Source organism: Rhodococcoides sp. S146-33, from assembly GCF_059489205.1.
Genome location: NZ_JCAJWY010000001.1, coordinates 983,868 through 1,001,411, shown reverse-complemented (window position 1 = coordinate 1,001,411; position 17,544 = coordinate 983,868). Strand labels below are relative to the sequence as shown.

General features: G+C 64.6%; 19 protein-coding genes. 7 read left to right on the top strand and 12 right to left on the bottom strand.

The genetic code is table 11. The features are described from left to right. Positions 1–24 precede the first annotated feature (24 nt). The 7 genes from AC5WEY_RS04770 to AC5WEY_RS04740 are packed head-to-tail and all read right to left on the bottom strand — an operon-like array spanning position 25 to position 6,612. Positions 25–480 carry a GNAT family N-acetyltransferase gene (locus AC5WEY_RS04770; protein WP_495644892.1) on the bottom strand — a complete coding sequence of 152 codons (456 nt, stop codon included), beginning with the start codon at positions 478–480 and terminating at the stop codon, positions 25–27. Next, entirely contained in the window at positions 477–1,994 is a 1,518-nt protein-coding gene (locus AC5WEY_RS04765; protein ID WP_495644891.1) for an FAD-dependent oxidoreductase, read from the bottom strand. The genes AC5WEY_RS04770 and AC5WEY_RS04765 overlap by 4 nt, the downstream gene beginning before the upstream one ends. Then, on the bottom strand, positions 1,991–2,728 hold the full coding sequence (locus AC5WEY_RS04760) for a class I SAM-dependent methyltransferase (protein WP_057478440.1): 738 nt from the start codon (positions 2,726–2,728) through the stop codon (positions 1,991–1,993). The genes AC5WEY_RS04765 and AC5WEY_RS04760 overlap by 4 nt, the downstream gene beginning before the upstream one ends. Further along, the gene (locus tag AC5WEY_RS04755; protein ID WP_032401604.1) at positions 2,725–2,958 is read right to left on the bottom strand and encodes an RNA-binding S4 domain-containing protein; all 234 of its coding nucleotides are present in this window, start codon (positions 2,956–2,958) and stop codon (positions 2,725–2,727) included. The genes AC5WEY_RS04760 and AC5WEY_RS04755 overlap by 4 nt, the downstream gene beginning before the upstream one ends. A 43-nt stretch (positions 2,959–3,001) precedes the next feature. Next, a complete protein-coding gene (locus tag AC5WEY_RS04750) occupies positions 3,002–5,188 on the bottom strand; it encodes a heavy metal translocating P-type ATPase (RefSeq protein ID WP_495644890.1) in 2,187 nt (728 codons plus the stop codon). Continuing rightward, positions 5,185–6,072 carry a DUF8832 domain-containing protein gene (locus AC5WEY_RS04745; RefSeq protein WP_495644889.1) on the bottom strand — a complete coding sequence of 296 codons (888 nt, stop codon included), beginning with the start codon at positions 6,070–6,072 and terminating at the stop codon, positions 5,185–5,187. Before AC5WEY_RS04745 ends, AC5WEY_RS04750 begins: the two co-directional genes overlap by 4 nt. Positions 6,073–6,099: 27 nt before the next feature. Next, positions 6,100–6,612: a GNAT family N-acetyltransferase gene (locus AC5WEY_RS04740; RefSeq protein WP_495644888.1), complete on the bottom strand. Its 513-nt coding sequence runs from the start codon at positions 6,610–6,612 to the stop codon at positions 6,100–6,102. A 107-nt stretch (positions 6,613–6,719) separates the two neighbouring features. On the opposite strand from AC5WEY_RS04740, the gene AC5WEY_RS04735 reads away from it, so the two are divergent. Further along, positions 6,720–8,432 carry a cutinase family protein gene (locus AC5WEY_RS04735; protein ID WP_057478437.1) on the top strand — a complete coding sequence of 571 codons (1,713 nt, stop codon included), beginning with the start codon at positions 6,720–6,722 and terminating at the stop codon, positions 8,430–8,432. 102 nt (positions 8,433–8,534) lie between these two features. Here AC5WEY_RS04735 and AC5WEY_RS04730 read toward each other — a convergent pair whose 3' ends face one another. Genes AC5WEY_RS04730 through amaB form a run of 3 tightly spaced genes read right to left on the bottom strand, consistent with a single transcriptional unit; the run spans position 8,535 to position 11,807 of the window. Continuing rightward, positions 8,535–8,966: a hypothetical protein gene (locus tag AC5WEY_RS04730; RefSeq protein WP_495644887.1), complete on the bottom strand. Its 432-nt coding sequence runs from the start codon at positions 8,964–8,966 to the stop codon at positions 8,535–8,537. Between the two features lie 50 nt (positions 8,967–9,016). Beyond that, positions 9,017–10,255: a hypothetical protein gene (locus tag AC5WEY_RS04725; RefSeq protein WP_495644886.1), complete on the bottom strand. Its 1,239-nt coding sequence runs from the start codon at positions 10,253–10,255 to the stop codon at positions 9,017–9,019. A gap of 16 nt (positions 10,256–10,271) precedes the next feature. Beyond that, positions 10,272–11,807 carry an L-piperidine-6-carboxylate dehydrogenase gene (gene amaB / locus AC5WEY_RS04720; RefSeq protein WP_495644885.1) on the bottom strand — a complete coding sequence of 512 codons (1,536 nt, stop codon included), beginning with the start codon at positions 11,805–11,807 and terminating at the stop codon, positions 10,272–10,274. A 124-nt stretch (positions 11,808–11,931) separates the two neighbouring features. On the opposite strand from amaB, the gene lat reads away from it, so the two are divergent. Beyond that, entirely contained in the window at positions 11,932–13,260 is a 1,329-nt protein-coding gene (lat, locus tag AC5WEY_RS04715; protein WP_495644884.1) for an L-lysine 6-transaminase, read from the top strand. Between the two features lie 68 nt (positions 13,261–13,328). Continuing rightward, complete coding sequence (locus tag AC5WEY_RS04710) at positions 13,329–13,733, top strand: hypothetical protein (RefSeq protein ID WP_495644883.1); 405 nt, start codon at positions 13,329–13,331, stop codon at positions 13,731–13,733. Between the two features lies 1 nt (position 13,734). Here the strand turns inward: AC5WEY_RS04710 and AC5WEY_RS04705 are convergent, their stop codons facing one another. Beyond that, entirely contained in the window at positions 13,735–14,589 is an 855-nt protein-coding gene (locus AC5WEY_RS04705; RefSeq protein WP_495644882.1) for a LysR family transcriptional regulator ArgP, read from the bottom strand. A gap of 75 nt (positions 14,590–14,664) precedes the next feature. Between AC5WEY_RS04705 and AC5WEY_RS04700 the strand changes: the two genes are divergently transcribed. From AC5WEY_RS04700 to AC5WEY_RS04690, 3 genes are read left to right on the top strand one after another with little or no spacing between them, the layout of a single operon-like run. Next, entirely contained in the window at positions 14,665–15,282 is a 618-nt protein-coding gene (locus AC5WEY_RS04700) for a LysE/ArgO family amino acid transporter (protein ID WP_495644881.1), read from the top strand. 38 nt (positions 15,283–15,320) lie between these two features. Beyond that, a complete protein-coding gene (locus tag AC5WEY_RS04695; protein ID WP_495644880.1) occupies positions 15,321–15,842 on the top strand; it encodes a mycothiol transferase in 522 nt (173 codons plus the stop codon). Next, complete coding sequence (locus AC5WEY_RS04690; protein WP_495644879.1) at positions 15,839–16,231, top strand: VOC family protein; 393 nt, start codon at positions 15,839–15,841, stop codon at positions 16,229–16,231. The genes AC5WEY_RS04695 and AC5WEY_RS04690 overlap by 4 nt, the downstream gene beginning before the upstream one ends. Positions 16,232–16,264: 33 nt before the next feature. On the opposite strand, the gene AC5WEY_RS04685 is transcribed toward AC5WEY_RS04690, so the two are convergent. Further along, on the bottom strand, positions 16,265–16,642 hold the full coding sequence (locus AC5WEY_RS04685) for a VOC family protein (protein WP_495644878.1): 378 nt from the start codon (positions 16,640–16,642) through the stop codon (positions 16,265–16,267). Between the two features lie 51 nt (positions 16,643–16,693). Here AC5WEY_RS04685 and AC5WEY_RS04680 point away from each other — a divergent pair, with 51 nt between their 5' ends. Then, positions 16,694–17,518, top strand: coding sequence for a DUF6597 domain-containing transcriptional factor (locus tag AC5WEY_RS04680; protein ID WP_495644877.1), 825 nt, complete (start codon positions 16,694–16,696; stop codon positions 17,516–17,518). Positions 17,519–17,544 lie beyond the last annotated feature (26 nt).

Below are 17,544 nucleotides of genomic sequence, written 5' to 3'. Positions count from 1 at the left end.
GGCCGGCCCTCTGTGCTGGGACCTCTACAGAGACAACGTGTAGAACGTGCTCGACGGATCCAGCACGCAGTCGCCGAAGGGCGGGCACTCGACGAATCCGTGGCGCACATACAACCTGCGGGCGGCGGCGAAGTAGTCCTGAGTTCCCGTTTCCAGGCTCACCCTCCCGTACCCGCGTCGACGCGCATCGTCGAGTACGTGAACGAGCAGATTCGACGCCACTCCGCGACCTCGTGCCGCAGCCGACGTACGCATCGACTTCAACTCGCCGTGCTCAGGGCTGAGTTCTTTCAGCGCCGCAATGCCCCACAGCGAGTCCGCATCCCATACTGTCCACACGCTGACATCCGGCCCCCTCAGACCGGACAGATCGAGGGCGTGCACGCTCTCGGCAGGCGAGGTGGCATGCATGTCCGCGAGATGCTCGGCGAGCAGGGCACCAACGGCAGGTCGGGTCAGATCATCGACCTCGATCCTCACCTGTTCATGAGCTTTTCGATGGCGTCGAACATCTTGAATCGTCCACTCGTGGGTACTGTTTCGATAGCGTGGCCGGCGATGCCCCAGCTGGACAGCAATGTGTTCGCAGCCTCGAGCCCGGTGGTCGCCGCGCGTTCCATCAGGGCCACCGGTAGGTCGATGCGGATGCCGTCGCCCGCGAGGACCAACGCAGGTTCGGGAGTACGGACGGTCGGCCTCTCGGCGAACGCTCCGAGTCCGAACATGGGGCAGTCGTCTCGCCATTCGGACCGTTCCGCAATCACCTCTGCCGCAGCCGTTTCCGGATAGATCTCGTACATCCGATCCATCAGCTGCTGCCGCGTGACCTCCTCCGATTCCTCGGCGGCGTAGGCGTGCAGTTCGACGACGGAGCCGCCGGTGCGGGCAGCCCACTGCGCGGCCTCGTCCTCGAAACGTTCGAGCACACTGATGTTGTCGATCGGTGGCATCCCGCCGGTGCCGATGAACGCGGGGCGATCTGCGTTGACCGGCTTGCTCAGCCACACTCGGTGTACCAGGAACGGCGGTGTGTTCTGTAGCGCCGCAATCTGTTCACGCCACACCGAGGTCCCGAGTTCGGGTGATTGCGCGAGCACCTTCTGCAATCCGGCGATGTCGGTGGCGAGGACAACGGCGTCGGCGTCGATGATTCCGCCGGCATCGACGCGGAACTTGCGCAGACCGCCGCGGGTGATCTCGCCGCATGGTGTCGACGTTCGGATGTCCACACCGAGTCCGGTGAGGTACTCACCCAGGGGGTTCCACAGTGCCTGTGGATACGCGTCACGGGGGACGTCGAAGATCAGCCCCTCGGAAGAACCCAGGAAGTAGATGTGGAACATCATCGCCAACTCGGCGGCCGACATCTTCTCGGGATCGGCGAAGAAGCTACGCGAGAACACTCCGAACGCCAGATGGCGCGCGGCCTCGGGGAAGTTGATGTTGCGCAGGAATTCTGCGGCCGGGGTGGTGTCCAGCTCGTCGAACGTCTTGGGCACACTCACCGTCATCAACGGCAGCGCCGCGATGCCGTTGAGGTCGGTGAGGTCCTTCCACCGGAACGTCGGACTGCGCTTGACGAACGCAAACGCGTTGAGCGGCGGCGTATCCGGTAGTCCCTTGAATCCGTCGATTCGGCCGTCGCCGTCGATCAGCGGGTAATCGTCGACCGGCCGCAATCGAGCCAATGCCGGGTCTGTGCGGCGCAACAGGTTTCGGAGGTTGTAGTACTGACGGAAGAAGGCGTGGAAGCCGCGGCTCATGGTCGCGGGCGAGCCGTCCTCGAGTGTCGTGTCCCACCCACCGACACGGCCGCCGAGGTAGCTCTCGCGCTCGACGACGTGCACCTTGACGCCGCGCTCGGCCAGAGCAGTGGCAGCGCTCAGTCCGGCGATACCGCCGCCGACCACCACCACATGCGGAACGTCGGCCAGCTGACCGGCATCGGAATAGCCCTGCGGCGCAGCGTGGGTGACTTTCTTGGAGTCGGTCAACGTTCTTCCTCCGCGGGCCGAGAGCCCAGGAACGTGTGCACCACACCGTTCTGCCATCCGGTCATCGTCTCTCGGGCGACACCGGTGTAACCCGCGCGCTGCATCCGCCGCATGAAGGCGGAGGCACCGTCGAAGGTCACGACGCTGCGCCACAGGTGCCGGTACAGAGTGGCATCGCGCGTCGCCAGCCAACCCAGCGGAATGATGATGCCCCAACTCACCACGTTCCAGGAGATCCTGGCCCTGAGCGAATCGTGAACGGAGTACTCGTGGAACGCGATCGTCGAGCCCGGACGAAGCAGCGACAGAAGCGATTTGAGCTCGGTGTCGGGTTCGTCGACATTCCTGATGAGATACGCGGCCAGGATCGCGTCGAACGGGCCGTCGACCCCGTTGACCGCCAGGTCCTCGACACGCGAGTGCACGAACGTCACGTTCGACGGCCAGTCCTTGCTCCGGGCCACCTCGAGCATTTCGGCAGACGCGTCGGCCGCGACGATCTCGGCGTGCGGAGCGGCTTCGAGCAGCGCGGCAGTGGATGCACCTGTGCCGCAACCGATGTCGAGCAGACGGAGGCCCGTTCCCAGATCAGGGATTCGCAGGCGCTGGGCCGACTTGACCAGATGTTCGTGATAGCCGGGGTTCGCCCCGACGAGACGGTCGTACGCCTTCGCGCCGACGTCGAATGCTCCGGGAACTTCGTTACGCGGCAGTCCGCTCTTTCCGACCTTCACAGTGCCTCTTCCTTGCTCACGCGGGCAGAGGGCCCACCCTGGACCGTCACGACATCACCATGCTGCAACTGCCGTCCGCGCCGCACATCGACGTCCCCGTTGACGCTCACCAGACCGTCGGCGATGACGCCCTTCGCCTCGGCACCGGATTCGATGAGGTTGGCGAGCTTGAGGAACTGACCCAATCTGATCGATTCGTCGCGAATGGGGACATCGTGTGCGTCGGACATGGCTCCATCCTGTACTAGCGCGCCGTTCGCTGCTACCAACGAGTCACATCGACGAGCGGAACCTGCGCAATCGCAGACTGTTGCTCACCACGAACACCGAGGACAGCGCCATCGCGGCACCGGCGAGCATGGGGTTGAGCAGGCCCGCAGCGGCCAGCGGAACGGCAGCGACGTTGTACGCGAAGGCCCAGAACAGGTTGCCCTTGATCGTGCTCAGCGTGCGCCGCGAGAGCCGGATCGCGTCGCCGACGGCCCGAAGATCTCCTCGCACCAAGGTGAGGTCGCTGGCCTCGATCGCCACATCTGTACCGGTACCCATTGCGAGCCCCAGGTCGGCCGTGGCCAGGGCGGCCGCGTCGTTGATACCGTCGCCGACCATCGCCACGACCTTGCCGGACGCCTGCAGTTCACGGACGGCATCGACTTTGCCCGACGGTAGGACACCGGCGATGACCTGATCGATTCCCACCTCGGCGGCGATGGTACTGGCGGCGGCCTCGTTGTCGCCGGTCAGCATCACCGGTGTGAGGCCGAGAGCCCGCAATTCCGCGACGGCCTGCTTCGAAGTCGGCTTGACCGAGTCGGAGACCACCAGCACCCCGCGGGCTTTGCCGTCCCACCCGAGCGCGACGGCTGTCCGGCCCTGACGTTCGGCTGTCTCGAAAGCATCGGCCAACTCTGTCGGCAGGGGCATCGACCAGTCGGCCAGCAATGTGCGACGTCCGATGACGGCAGCGCGACCGTCGACGACGCCCTGTACACCGAGTCCCTCAAGGGCGGTGAAGTCCTCGACCGTCGAGGACGGGTTCGATCCTGCGATGGCCCGTGCGATGGGATGCTCGGAGCCCGATTCCAGGGCAGCCGCGATGTCGCGCACCGTGTTCTCGCTCTCACCGTTGGCGACGTGCACCGAGTGCAGCGTCATCTCGCCAGTGGTGACGGTGCCGGTCTTGTCCAGGACGACGGTATCCACGCGGCGGGTGGATTCGAGAATTTCCGGTCCCTTGATCAGAATCCCGAGTTGCGCGGCCCGGCCGGTGCCGACCATCAGCGCGGTCGGTGTGGCCAATCCGAGCGCGCAGGGGCACGCGATGATGAGCACTGCCACCGCGGCCGTGAACGCACCGGCTGCGGAACTGCCTGCACCGAGCCAGAACCCGAGCGTGGCGACCGAGATCGCGATGACGATCGGCACGAAGATGCCGGAGATGCGATCGGCCAAGCGCTGCGCCTGCGCCTTACCCGTCTGCGCGTCCTCGACGGCCTTCGCCATCTGTGCCAGCTGAGTATCCGATCCGATTCGGCTTGCCCGCACAACGATTCGGCCACCGACGTTGACCGTCGCACCGACCACGGCGTCGCCGATACCGACCTCCACGGGCACGGATTCACCCGTCAGCATCGATCGGTCCACGGCCGAGGATCCGCTCTCGACGGTGCCGTCGGTGGCTACCTTCTCACCCGGGCGCACGACGAACAGATCTCCCACGACCAACTGCTCGATGGGAATCTGTTGTTCCCGATCATCTTTCAGAACCGAGACCGTCTTGGCACCGAGGTCCATGAGGGCGCGGAGCGCCGCCCCGGCCTGCCGCTTCGATCGGCTCTCGAACCAGCGGCCCGCCAGAATGAACGTGGTCACCCCCGCAGCGGCTTCGAGGTAGATGTTGTTCGCCCCGTCGGTTCGCGCGATCGTGAACTCGAACGGATGCGTCATACCGGGCGTGCCTGCAGTGCCGAAGAACAGTGCGTACAGCGACCACCCCAGCGCCGCAAGGGTTCCCATGCTGACGAGGGTGTCCATCGTCGAGGTGCCGTGCCGCAGGTTGGTCCACGCGGCGCGGTGGAACGGTAGAGCTCCCCACACGACGACGGGAGCGGCAAGCGTGAGCGAGAGCCACTGCCAGTTGGTGAACTGCAACGCCGGGATCATCGCCATCGCGATCACCGGAATGCTGAGCACCGCCGAGACGATCAGTCGCTGCTTCAGTGGATCGGAGGGAACGTCGTCTGCGGGTTCGTCTGCAGGCAGCGTCGCGGTGTAACCCGCGGCTTCGACAGCGGCGATCAGATCCTCGGTGGCCACGCCGTCACTGGTGACGCGCGCCTTCTCGGTGGCGTAGTTGACCGTCGCCGACACCCCGTCGAGTTTGTTGAGCTTGCGCTCGATGCGGTTGGCGCACGACGCGCAGGTCATGCCGCCGAGGATCAGTTCCGTTTCCTGGCTCATGCCTGCCCCTCCTGTACCTCGATGGTGAATTCGGCGGTGTGCACGACGCCCCCGTGCTGGAAGTCCAGATAGAGCGCATATGTTCCCGCCGTGGGCGCGTCGACGGTGAAGTCGACGGTCGGGCCCGGCGGACCTTCTTCGGGGTGTACGTGCAGGTATGCCAAGTCGTCGGCTCGCAGTGCCACCAGATGTCCGTAGGCCCCGAGATACGGCTCGAGGTCGGTGACCTCCCGACCGTCCTGATCGATGGTCAAGGCAACCGTGGATTCCTCCCCTGCGGTCACTGCGCCGGCCAGCGTCACGTTGTAACCGTCGGCACTCGATGTCACATTCGGTGGACTGAGGGGCTGAGGCCGATAGTCGCCGGGCACGGTCAGCTCGGCTCCTAGTGTGATGTTCTCCCCGCCCGCCGGGGTGAAGTCCGCGAACAGACGGTAAGGACCGGGCGTCGTGAGATCGAGAGCCGTCGACCACGTTCCCGATGCGTCACGCGTCGGATGTACGTGCTGGAAGTCCGTCAGATCGCGGCGGACGACGATGAGGTGCAGTTCCTTGGTATGCATCTCGTCGTAGTCGGTCAGAGCAGCCCCGTCCGGTGCTCGGATCGTGAAAGCAACCGGAACGGCCGGGCCGGACTCGACGACGAATCCATCGAGCTCGAGGGTGTAGCCGTCCTGGGTGGCCTGCAGCCCGGCCGGAATAGAGGTGGACGCAGCCATCGCGTCGTGCGAATCGCGATCGGTGTGCGCGGCCGCTGTGGCTGCCGGGGCGTCGGGCCCGATCGCGTCTCCGACGAACAGTGCCGCGAGAAACAGAAAGGCGATTCCCACGAAGAATCCGACGAGCTTGGTGGGGGCGTCGAGTTCCTTCCGTCCGAAGTTCATAACAACTACCCTACCCCCCCAGGGTATCTAAGCAATAGTGTCGAGCTGCATCTTGAAGCCGACGTGCGAGTCGCCGAAGCCGAGTCGGGTGTAGAAGCGATGCGCGTCCGTGCGACTGACATCGGAGGTCAACTGCACCAGAGCGCACCCCCGCCGCATGGCTTCCTCGATCGCCCACCTGATCAGCACACCACCGAGTCCCCGGCTGCGCCACGCAGCAGCCACCCGCACGGCTTCGATCTGCGCCCGCAGCGCTCCCCCGCGCGCCAGCCCCGGAATGACCGTCAACTGCAGTGTTGCCACCACCTCGTCACTGTGCACCACCACGACCTGCAGGTTCCGTGGATCCGACGAGATGTCCTCGAAGGCGGCGCGATACCGACCCATGTCGTCGGCTGACTCCCGCGAGACACCCAGCGGGTCGTCGACCAGCAACGCAACGATCGATTCGAGGTCCGACGCCACCGCCTCACGCACGACGCACGTCGACCCGTCGGTCAGGCTGAATTCCGTCGATGTCATTCGGTCGTGAATTGTCATGCGCACGACGGTAAATCATCCACTTTGTAACGCGAACCACCCCGAGTACGAAATGCCGGGTAACCCACTGGCAACTGCAGTCGGGCAAATCGGTTCGGGCGTAAACGATGGGGATCGAAAACATGAATGTTGGCAAGTCGAAGCGTGCTCGCGTTGCGTTGAGCGCGTTCGCGATCGGAGCACTCGGTGCCGGGGTTGTCGTTGCAGCTCCATGGTCGACACCGGCCACCAGCACCGAAGCCTCCATCGAACTGGTGTCCACGGCAACGTGCTACGACATGGTCAGCATCGCCATCGGCGGACGCAACGACACACCACGCGACGGCGTCAAGTGGCTCACCACACCCGATGGCGAACGACTGCCTGCCGCGATGTCCGGTGACTACTCGAGCGACTGGATCGACCAGGTTGTGCGAGCTCCCAACAACGGCAACGTCGTTCCGGACTCCTACGCGGCGGTCTACGTCGAGTACCCCGCAAACATGGCGAGCTACGACAGCGCCGTGCAGACCGGTGTCACCAACTCGCAGACCATCATGAAGTCCATCACTGCCTCCTGCCCCAAGACCCGCTTCGCAATCGTCGGCTACAGCGAGGGTGCAGACGTGGCCCGCCGGACGGCTATGGAAATCGGCAACCAAACTGTCCCGGCGGACGGCAAGTACGGCATCATCGACCCCTCTCAGGTGGTCGGTGTCGTTATCCTCGCCGACGCCGGCCGCCAGGCCGGTCAGGGACCGTTCCCCGGCGCCGACAATCCGTTCGGCAATCCCGACGGCTTCGACACCAAATACCAGAATGGCAACTCGCCGATATCGGGCCAGGGTGCGTTGCCCGGAACCTCGGGCGGCTTCGGCGCACTCGACGGCCGAGTTGCATCCTTCTGCTCCGAGGGTGACCTCACCTGCGCTCTGCCGGAGAACACGTCGCTGCTTCATCTCGCTGCCAACATCGGCCGACAGGTCAACGCCGATGCATTGGAGAAAGAGCAACTGACGCCCGCCACTGGAGCCGATCTGGCTCTCGCCTTGGGCCGCATCGCAGTGAATGCCTTCAACGACATTGCTTCGCAGCCCAATTGGATGCAGAGCGACGAGACATTCCTCGACGTGCTGATCAAGGTCTCCGAACCCACGTACAAGCCCGGCACGGCAACCACACCGGTCGCTGCCAAGGTGGACGGGGAGCAGGAGCCGATCGAGACCGGTCAGATGATCGACATGGTCTACCTGCCGCAGAAGATCTTCAGAGAGATCACCGGCTTCCTTTCCTCCAACCAGAACACCATCCCGGTTGTGATGAACGACCCCTACGGACTGACCCTCGGGCCAGGCTCGGGACACCACTTCGATTACTGGCGTGATGCAGACGCGGCCAACGGTAAGCCTTTGACTTCCGCTCAGTACGCAGGAGCCTGGCTGACCGAATTGTTGGAAGAGGCCAACAGAGGTGAACCAGTGAAGAGCAAGGAGGTTCAGGAGAAGGCGGGACGCGCAGCGATCCAAACGATCGTGGCACCCGCGACCACCTCGGCAACGCCGACTCCGACGGCCACCACGACCGCACCGGTCACCTCGACGCCCGTCGTTACCACCACGGTTCCGGTTGCGCCCGCCCCCGCGGCAGTAGCACCGGCACCCGCAGTAGCACCGGCACCGGCGTCCGAGCCCGTCGCAACCCCCGAGTGCACCGTCCCCGTCGAGGGTGAGACCCCCGTCGAAGGCGCACCGCCGCTCTGTGTCACCGCGACCGAGACGGCTGCCGAGACCGCAACCGAGACTGCGGTTCCGACGACCACCGAGGTTGCACCCGCGCCGTAGTCCGACGCATACAGAACGCTCACGAGCCCGCCCACCTGTTTCGTTCGTGGGCGGGCTGGTGTGTTTTCGGTGGAAAAGATCTGTTCGACTGACCAGCGTGACTCAGGCCGTGCCGCGTAGCTTTCCCCGAACCACGATGCCCACGATCAGAAGTGCCAACGCCACGAACACCACCATCGACGGACCGCCGCGGTCGAGACCGGTCAGCGTCGGAAGCGGCGCGAGCAACGCCAGCCCCAGCGGCGGCAGAGTCGACGCGCCGACGCCGACGCCGTACCAGAACCCCTTGATTCGGTTCCAATCAGAACGACTCTGAACCCGATCTTCCAGATGCACCATGGCAATCGACAGCGGTACCGCCGCGAACAGCCACAGCAGCGGGGACAGCGGCAGACCTACCCGCCCCAACAGCGCGTCGGTGATGAGCGTCGCGCCGAAATACGAGGGCAAGAACATCGCAACAGCGAGACAGAAACCCAACGTCACGTCGGAGACGTCGTCGGGCACTTCTCTGTTCCGGCTGTGATCGGACATGAGATGCACGCTACGGAACATGGTGCCCACACCGGGGATCGCCGCCGGCGTCAGACGCGCGGCGGGTCAGATTTCTCGGTGGGCCTGCGCGTCAACACCGCGCAGGCGCACGTCATCACCGCGACAACCACGAGCCCGACCGCCGAGAACACCATGGGGTCGTGTTCGGTCGTGGGAGTGAACACCGCGCGGTCGTAGACCGAGGCGGTCTGAAAGCTCGCGGCATACGCCGTCACCGGCAGGGTCGTGGTGAACAGCGCAGGCAGCGACAGTGCCAGAGATCCCGGCGAGATCGTCAGCGCGGACACCACCACGTAGGCAGCGATCAACGGCAAGACGAACTCCGACCCCGTCTGGACGTCCGCATAGCCCTCGATCACGCCCGCAACGGCAATGACGAGAAGGCCACCCAGCCCGACGTACAGGTGGGGCCACCGGTAGCCGATCCCTGCTCCGAGGATCAACAGGCCCACCGTCAGGGCCAGCTGGGCACTGTTCCCGGCGGCCATGCCGAACGTGCCGAACACGCCTGCCGACAGCGCACAAAGCACCAGCAGCAGGCGTCCATCGCGTCCGGGAAGTAGAAACGACGCCACCACTGCGGAGGCCGTCATACCGGCGAGGCCGACGAGCCAAACCGCGCTCCCGGCGTCGTGACCTGCGGCAATCCATCTCACCACACCGACGGCGACGGGTAGTGCGAGGCCGACCAGCAGAATTCGCCGGGTCTCGTGCGGCTCCGGTTCGTCATTGCGGTGGGCCAGAAACAGAGCAGCCGCAGTGGCCGATGCGAGAATCACCATCACTATCGCCCGCTGCGGGCTCACATCGTCCTCGGCACCGACCACGTCCCAGACGAAGACGGGACCGTCGTTCGCCTCCACGAGCGCGTCCAGCGGACCACCGAGGAGCCCGGCACCGAGTACGGCAACCGCCAACGTGGCCTGTTCACCTCGATGCCGCCCCGCCAGCACTGCAACTGCGGCGAGTACTGCACCGGTGGCCACTGCACCGGCCCAATGGCCGAGCAATCCGGTCACCATTCCGACGGTCTGGAACACGACGACGAGCGCCGATGCGATCGCCACGACGATCGAGACGCGTGCTCTCGCACGCGCCAGCGCGACCGAGGCCACGCAGGCAGAGATCGCAACGACAGTCAGTCTGTTGACAATTGACCAGAACGAACCGAACTGCGCGGTGCTGCTCAACAGCGAATCGAACGGGCCGATGTCGCTGATGGCGTAGCCGACAGTAAGACCGGCCAAGAGCATCGACAGTACTTTCATACTGCCGATCATGCCGTCAGCCGAACTTCACTCCCTGCGCCAGGGGCAGTTCGTTGGAATAGTTGACGGTGTTGGTTGCACGGCGCATGTAGGCCTTCCATGCGTCGGAACCGGATTCGCGTCCGCCGCCGGTTTCCTTCTCACCGCCGAAGGCACCGCCGATCTCTGCGCCGGAAGGTCCGATGTTGACGTTCGCGATGCCGCAGTCAGAGCCGGCGGCGGACAGGAAGCGCTCCGCTTCGCGCAGGTCGGTGGTGAAGATCGACGACGAAAGACCCTGCGGCACATCGTTGTGCAAGGCGATCGCCTCGTCGAGGGTCTCGTACGTCAACACATACATAATGGGTGCAAAGGTCTCGTGCTGGACGATGTCGGTCTGCGCGGGCATCGTCACGATCGCAGGCTGGACGTAGAACGAGTACTCGTCGACCACGTTCACCCGCTCGCCGCCGACCACAATCGTTCCGCCGTCGGATACAGCGATCTCGAGGGCTTCTCGATAACCAGAGAAGGCACCCGCATCGATCAGCGGTCCAACCAAAGTGCCACTCTCCAGAGGAGATCCGATCGACAGAGTCTCGTACGCTGCCACCAGTTTGGCGACCAGTTCGTCCGCAACGGAGGAATGCACGATGACGCGTCGGAGCGAAGTGCAGCGCTGACCGGCAGTCCCGGCGGCCGAGAACACCAGCCCACGCGTCGTCAGGTCGAGATCGGCCGACGGCGTCACGATCGCCGCGTTGTTGCCGCCGAGCTCGAGCAACACTCGGCCGAATCGCTGCGCAACCCGAGGTGCCACCGCCCGGCCCATTCTGGTCGAACCGGTTGCCGACACCAGGGCCACGCGCGAATCATCCACCAGCGCTTCACCGGACGCACGGTCGCCGATCACCAGCTGAGCGATCTTGGGGTCCACTCCCGCTGCGGCGGCAGCCCGCTCGAACAGTGCCTGCACTCCGACGGCGGTCAGCGGAGTCTTCTCCGACGGCTTCCAGATGACGGTGTCACCCGCGACGAGCGCGAGGGCAGTATTCCAACTCCACACGGCAACAGGGAAATTGAAGGCCGTGATGACGCCGACGACACCGAGCGGATGCCACTGTTCCATCATGCGATGTCCGGGCCGCTCGGTCGCAATGGTGTTGCCGTAGAGCTGACGCGAGAGTCCGACGGCGAAGTCGCAGATATCGATCATCTCCTGCACCTCACCGAGGCCCTCGGACACGATCTTTCCGGCCTCGATGGACACCAGCGCGCCCAGGTCCTCTTTGTGCACGCGCAGTAACTCGCCCAGTTCGCGGATCACCTGACCTCGCCCGGGGGCCGGCACCTGCGACCACGATACGAAAGCGGTGCGCGCGTCGGCGATGACGCCGTCGACATCGGCTGCCGACGCAGACGCCAGCGTCGCCAGGTTTCCACCGGTGATGGGCGAGCGCGCCACGATCGCGTCGGGTCCCGCGGGGGCGTCGAGCGCGATCGTCGCACCCAGCCGGTCGAGGATGGCGCGAGTGCGCACACTCAACTCGTCGTGGGTGATGGATGCAGACATGCGCGTACACCTTCCGTGGAGAGAACCGAACCGTCGGAGATCAGCCTACCGATGAGGGTCACAACCGTATAATTTCCTGCGTATTGGGCTTGATTACGGAATATTAACGCGTATGTTCGACGTCATGACGCAAGTATTACAGCGCACCGGAGTGACGATCGACGCCTCCAACGTCCGCGACGTGATCGGTGAACACCTTCTGGCCGACGGTTTCGAGCTGGTCCTCGACCTCGATGCCTCGAACGGTTCCACCCTGGTCGACGCCAGGGACGGCACTCGCTACCTGGACCTGTTCACGTTCTTCGCGTCCAACGCCCTGGGTATGAACCACCCGGCGCTGATCGACGACCCGGAGTTTCGGGCGGACCTGATGCAGGCGGCGATGAACAAGCCCAGCAACTCCGACATCTACACCGTGCCCATGGCACGATTCGTCGACACGTTCGCGCGGGTCCTCGGTGACGCCCGCCTGCCCCACCTGTTCTTCGTCGAGGGCGGTGCACTGGCGGTGGAGAACGCGTTGAAGGTGGCGTTCGACTGGAAGTCACGCTGGAACGAGCGCCACGGCATAGACCCGTCGCTCGGCTCCCAGGTGATGCATTTCGAGCATGCGTTCCACGGACGCTCGGGTTACACGATGTCTTTGACGAACACCGACCCGAACAAGGTCGCCCGCTTCCCGAAGTTCGACTGGCCGCGTATCCCGTCCCCGTACATCAGATCCGACGCGAACATGGACGAACTCGAGGATGCATCGTTGGCCGCGGCCCGCCTGGCCTTCGAGGCCAATCCGCACGACATTGCCTGCGCCATCATCGAACCCATCCAGGGCGAGGGAGGAGATCACCACTTCCGGCCCCGCTTCCTGCAGAAGTTGCGCGACCTCTGCCACGAGTTCGACGCCCTGTTCGTCATGGACGAAGTTCAGACCGGTGCCGGAATGACCGGTACCGCATGGGCTTTCCAGCAACTCGACGTCGTTCCCGATATCGTCGCCTTCGGCAAGAAGGTTCAGGTCTGCGGCGTCATGGCCGGCGGTCGCGTCGACGACATCGACGACAATGTCTTCGCCGTCAGCTCCCGCATCAATTCGACGTGGGGTGGCAACCTCACCGACATGGTGCGGTCGCGTCGAATCCTGGAAGTGGTCGAGTCCGAGAAGCTCATCTCTCGTGCCGGTGAACTTGGAGCTGTATTGCTGAACCAGTTGCAGGAGTTGGCAACTCGGCACATCTCGGTCTCCGAGGTACGCGGCCGTGGTCTGATGTGCGCCTTCTCCCTGCCCGACGCCGCTACCCGCGACCGAGTGATCGAACTGTTGCGTACCGAGGAACACGTCCTTGCACTCGGTTGCGGCGACGCCGCAGTGCGATTCCGTCCTGCGCTGACCATCACCGAAGCCGAGCTGACCCAAGCCGTCCAGTCCATCGACCGTGTGCTGGGCATGCTGTAAAAGTGTCAGGTAAATCTTGACAAACCGACCTCCTATTGTCAGGCTGTTCCTGACACAGGAGGTCGAGCATGGATCCCATCACACTCGCCATCGAGGCGGATATCTCTGATGCAACGCGGTCGGTTGTGACAGCAGCGGCCATCGAGGCCGGACGGGTTGCCGACGAGATCATCGGCACAGGTCCCCTGCCGGGCACACCGGATTGGGAGGCCGAGCAATCGACCGACCTACCGGCGCGACGCAGCCTTGCGTGGCATCTGTTGAGTCTTCGCGTCCAGCTGGCAGCGGGGCTCGACGGCCTCGAAACCGTTGTGGTGCTGAGGGTTCAGGGTGCAACGTGGGCGACGATCGGCACCTCTGTCGGCATGTCGCGGCAGTCCGCGCACGAACGCTGGGGTGCCCGATCGGCGGCGATTCTGGACCCCGTCGGCGATGGACTGCCCGAGATCGTGCCGAACGACAACCCGGCCTGAGCTACAGCAGCATCCTCGCAGCACCTGCCGCCACGGCGTCCGCTGCTCGCTGGAGTGCGGGGGAAGACAGCGACCATTGCTGCCAGTACAGCAGCACGTCGTCGATTCCATTGTCATCGAAGCACTTCAGCGAGTCACGGGCCTGCAGATCGGGGATCATGCCCCAGCCGAAGCCCAAGTCGACGGCCCGCGCGTAGTCCGCGGACGCGGGCACCAGGTGCCGGGGCGGCTCGTGGGGTTCGACACCGAATCGCTGTAAGTAGTTGTCCTGCAACCGGTCGTCGGCATCGAAGACCACCACCGGTGCGGCTCGCAAGGCGTCGTCCGTCACCCCTGCCGTGAACCACCGTTCGATGAATTCCGGCGTGGCCGATGGCCGGTAGCGCATCGCACCGAGGCGTCGAACGGTGCAGCCACGAACCGGCTCGGCCACCGAAGTGATTGCGGCGGAGACGATTCCGTCGTGCAGTAGTTGAGCGGTACGGTCCTGATCTTGCCGATGCAGGTCGAAGGTCGTCTGGGTCGCCAGTGGCGCGAGCACGGGCAGTACCCAGGTCGCCATCGAATCCGCATTGACGGCGAGGGAGACGGGAGCGGCGATTCCGTCGTCGTTCAGTTCGGCCCGAGTCTGGTCGGTCAGGGTATCGATCTGGCGCGCCAGACGCAGCACTGCGATACCGGACTGGGTGGCCACCACCGGTTTGCTTCGCTGGACCAACGTTCGCCCCAACGACTGCTCGAGTGTCTTGATTCGCTGGCTCACCGCCGACGGCGTCACGTGCAACGCCCGAGCCGCGGCCTCGAACGTTCCGCCGTCGACCACTGCTCTCAGGGCTCTGAGCTGCTCGATCTCCACCGTATGAAGGTACGCTAATCGGCCGTGAAAAACATTCGCTGGACCTAATCATGCGACCCTCCTAGCGTTGCAACCATGACCTCGCTCGCCGCCGCACAATCGACCCTCACCGGATTGGGCGTCGGACTCTCACTCATCGTCGCCATCGGCGCGCAGAACGCGTTCGTGCTGCGCAAGGGCCTGCAACGCACCCACGTACTGCCGGTAGTGGCGGTGTGCGCTGTGTCCGACGCGGTCCTGATTCTGGCCGGGGTGGCAGGCATCGGGGTACTCGTCGACCGCTTTCCCGTCGCACTGCGCGTCGTGACCATCCTCGGTGCGGTGTTCCTGCTCGTCTACGGACTGATGGCGCTCAATCGCGCGCGCACTCCCTCGACGATGACGACCGAGACGACCGGTGGCGGTTCACTGATCGCGGCCCTGGCCACCTGCCTGGCGCTGACCTGGCTCAACCCGCACGTCTATCTCGACACCGTGGTGTTCCTCGGTTCGATCGGCAACCGTCAGCCGGGAGACCTGCGGTGGTGGTTCGCCGTCGGCGCGATGCTGGGCAGCGTGCTGTGGTTCACCGCGCTCGGCTACGGCTCACGTGTGCTCAGTCCGCTGTTCGCGCGGCCGTTGGCCTGGCGAATACTCGACCTCGGGATCGGGATCATGATGCTGACCCTGGCGGCGCTACTGGTGTTCGGCTGAGAATGGACACTCGGGTCACCACCCGATACGAAGGACCTATGGCACAGCTGACGACATTTCCCGAACCGAGTTCCGCCCTGTCCGATCCCGCCGATCTGTTCCGCGAGTACCTACGCTTCTATCGCGGCGAGTTGGTTCGGCGCATCACTGCGCTGAGCGAGGAATCCCTGACCACCACAACCGTTCCCTCCGAGTGGACCCCACTGCAGATGCTGACGCATCTGGTGCACATGGAGCAGCGCTGGTTCGTCTGGGGGTTTCTCGGACGAGCAGTCGATGCGCCCTTCGGCGACGAGAAGGACGGCTCCTGGCACGTGGCGACCGATGTGGACGCCGAGACCCTCCTGACCAGGCTCGACGACGGTGCCCGGCTCACCGAGGAAGTATTGAGCACACACCGGATGGACGAATTGGCGACGCTCGGTGGACGATTCACCGATGAGAGGCCGACTCTGATCTGGATCTGCTTCCATGTACTCCAGGAATACGCCCGTCATCTCGGCCACCTCGACGTCTCTGTCGAATTGGCCGGCGGGCCGAGAGGTGAGGGACCAGCATGAGAATCAACATCACCAGCGTCTTCGTCGACGATCAGAACAAGGCGCTCACGTTCTACACCGAGGTGCTCGGCTTCGTCGTCAAGCACGATGTCGCCATGGGCGGCCCCGATCGCTGGCTCACCGTCGTCTCACCGCAGGACCCGGACGGCACCGAATTGCTGCTCGAGCCCAGCGGTCATCCCGCAACTGCTCCGTTCAAGAACGCACTCTTTGCAGACGGCATCCCGTTCACGCAGTTCGCGGTGGACAGTGTTGCAGCAGAATACGATCGGCTCATCGGCCTCGGGGTTCGGTTCACCCAGCAACCCACGGAGATGGGCCCGGTGGTCACTGCGGTGTTCGACGACACCTGCGGCAACCTGATTCAGATCATCGCTCCCGCGAACTGATACTCGGACGTTCGCGTACACCGTCGAGCCGCGTCAGCCCCAGTTCGCGGCATGTGTCAGGCAGAAGGGATGTCCTGCCGGGTCGAGCAGCACGCGCCAGGTCTCGCCCGGCTGGTCGTCGGGCAGCGTCGCCCCGAGTTTCACGGCGGCCGCCGCCGCGGCGTCGAGATCCTCGACCGCAAGATCGAAGTGAAACTGTTTGCTGCCGTTCGCATTGGGCCACGCCGGCGGCTGGTAGTCGTCGACTCGACCGAATCCGAGCGCACTGCTCGGGCCCTGCAGCATCGCGTACGCCTGCTCCGAATGTACGACGCTCCAGCCGAGCAGCGACGACCAGAATGTGGCATTGGCCTCGGGGTCGGCGCAGTCCAGAGTGACCATCTTCAGCGTGGCCACGGGTGTCTCGGTCATGGTGTTCCTCCTCCATCTCGGGTGTCGGACCAGACTCCTACACTGACTCGCGTGCCGGATAGGAAAAATGCGACAGCCACCCAGTCCGGCGTCCTTCGACCGGATCAGCTGGCGCAATACGTCGACCTGGTTCGGCTGCCGTGTGCGGCGGCGTTGCAACCATGGGTCGAGAACTACTGGCAGCTTCAGTGGAATCTGCCGCCCGGCATCTCCTATCGCAGCTCGACGCTCCCGCACCCGGCCTGCACGCTCAGCGTCGAACACGGCTGGACCAGAGAAGGCGTGGCCGACCCGGTGGTGGTGACGGGAGTGCTCACCCGCCGCTTCGACGTCGTGCTCGCAGAATCCGGATGGGTCTTCGGCGTCAAGTTCCGGCCGGGCGGCTACGCGGCCTTCACAGGAACGGTGGCCCGCGGCCTGCGCGATGTCCAGGTGGCTCCGCCCACTTCGTTCCGCGCCGATACCGTCGACGCACTTGCGGAGCTGGGCCCACCCCTGGACGCCGACCACTGCCGAACCGTCGTCGACGCGGTTCTCACGCCCTATGCGCCTGCGGTCGAACCGGAGTACGAGATCGTTCTCGACATCATCGGGACCATGCTGGGCGACCGGACGCTGATACGCGTCGCCCAGGTGGAAGAGCGGTGCGGCATCGGCACCCGGCGGCTGCAGCGGCTGTTCGAGCGCTATGTCGGAGCGACGCCCAAGTGGGTTCTCGGTCGGTACCGCATCCACGATGCTCTCAGTGAGCTCGACAACGGCTACACCGGCCCCCTGGCAGACCTTGCGGCGCGATACGGCTGGTTCGACCAGGCGCACTTCACCCGCGAGTTCACCGAACTGGTGGGAATGCCGCCGAGTACGTATCAACTGTGAGTAACGCCTTCGTCACGCATTGGGAC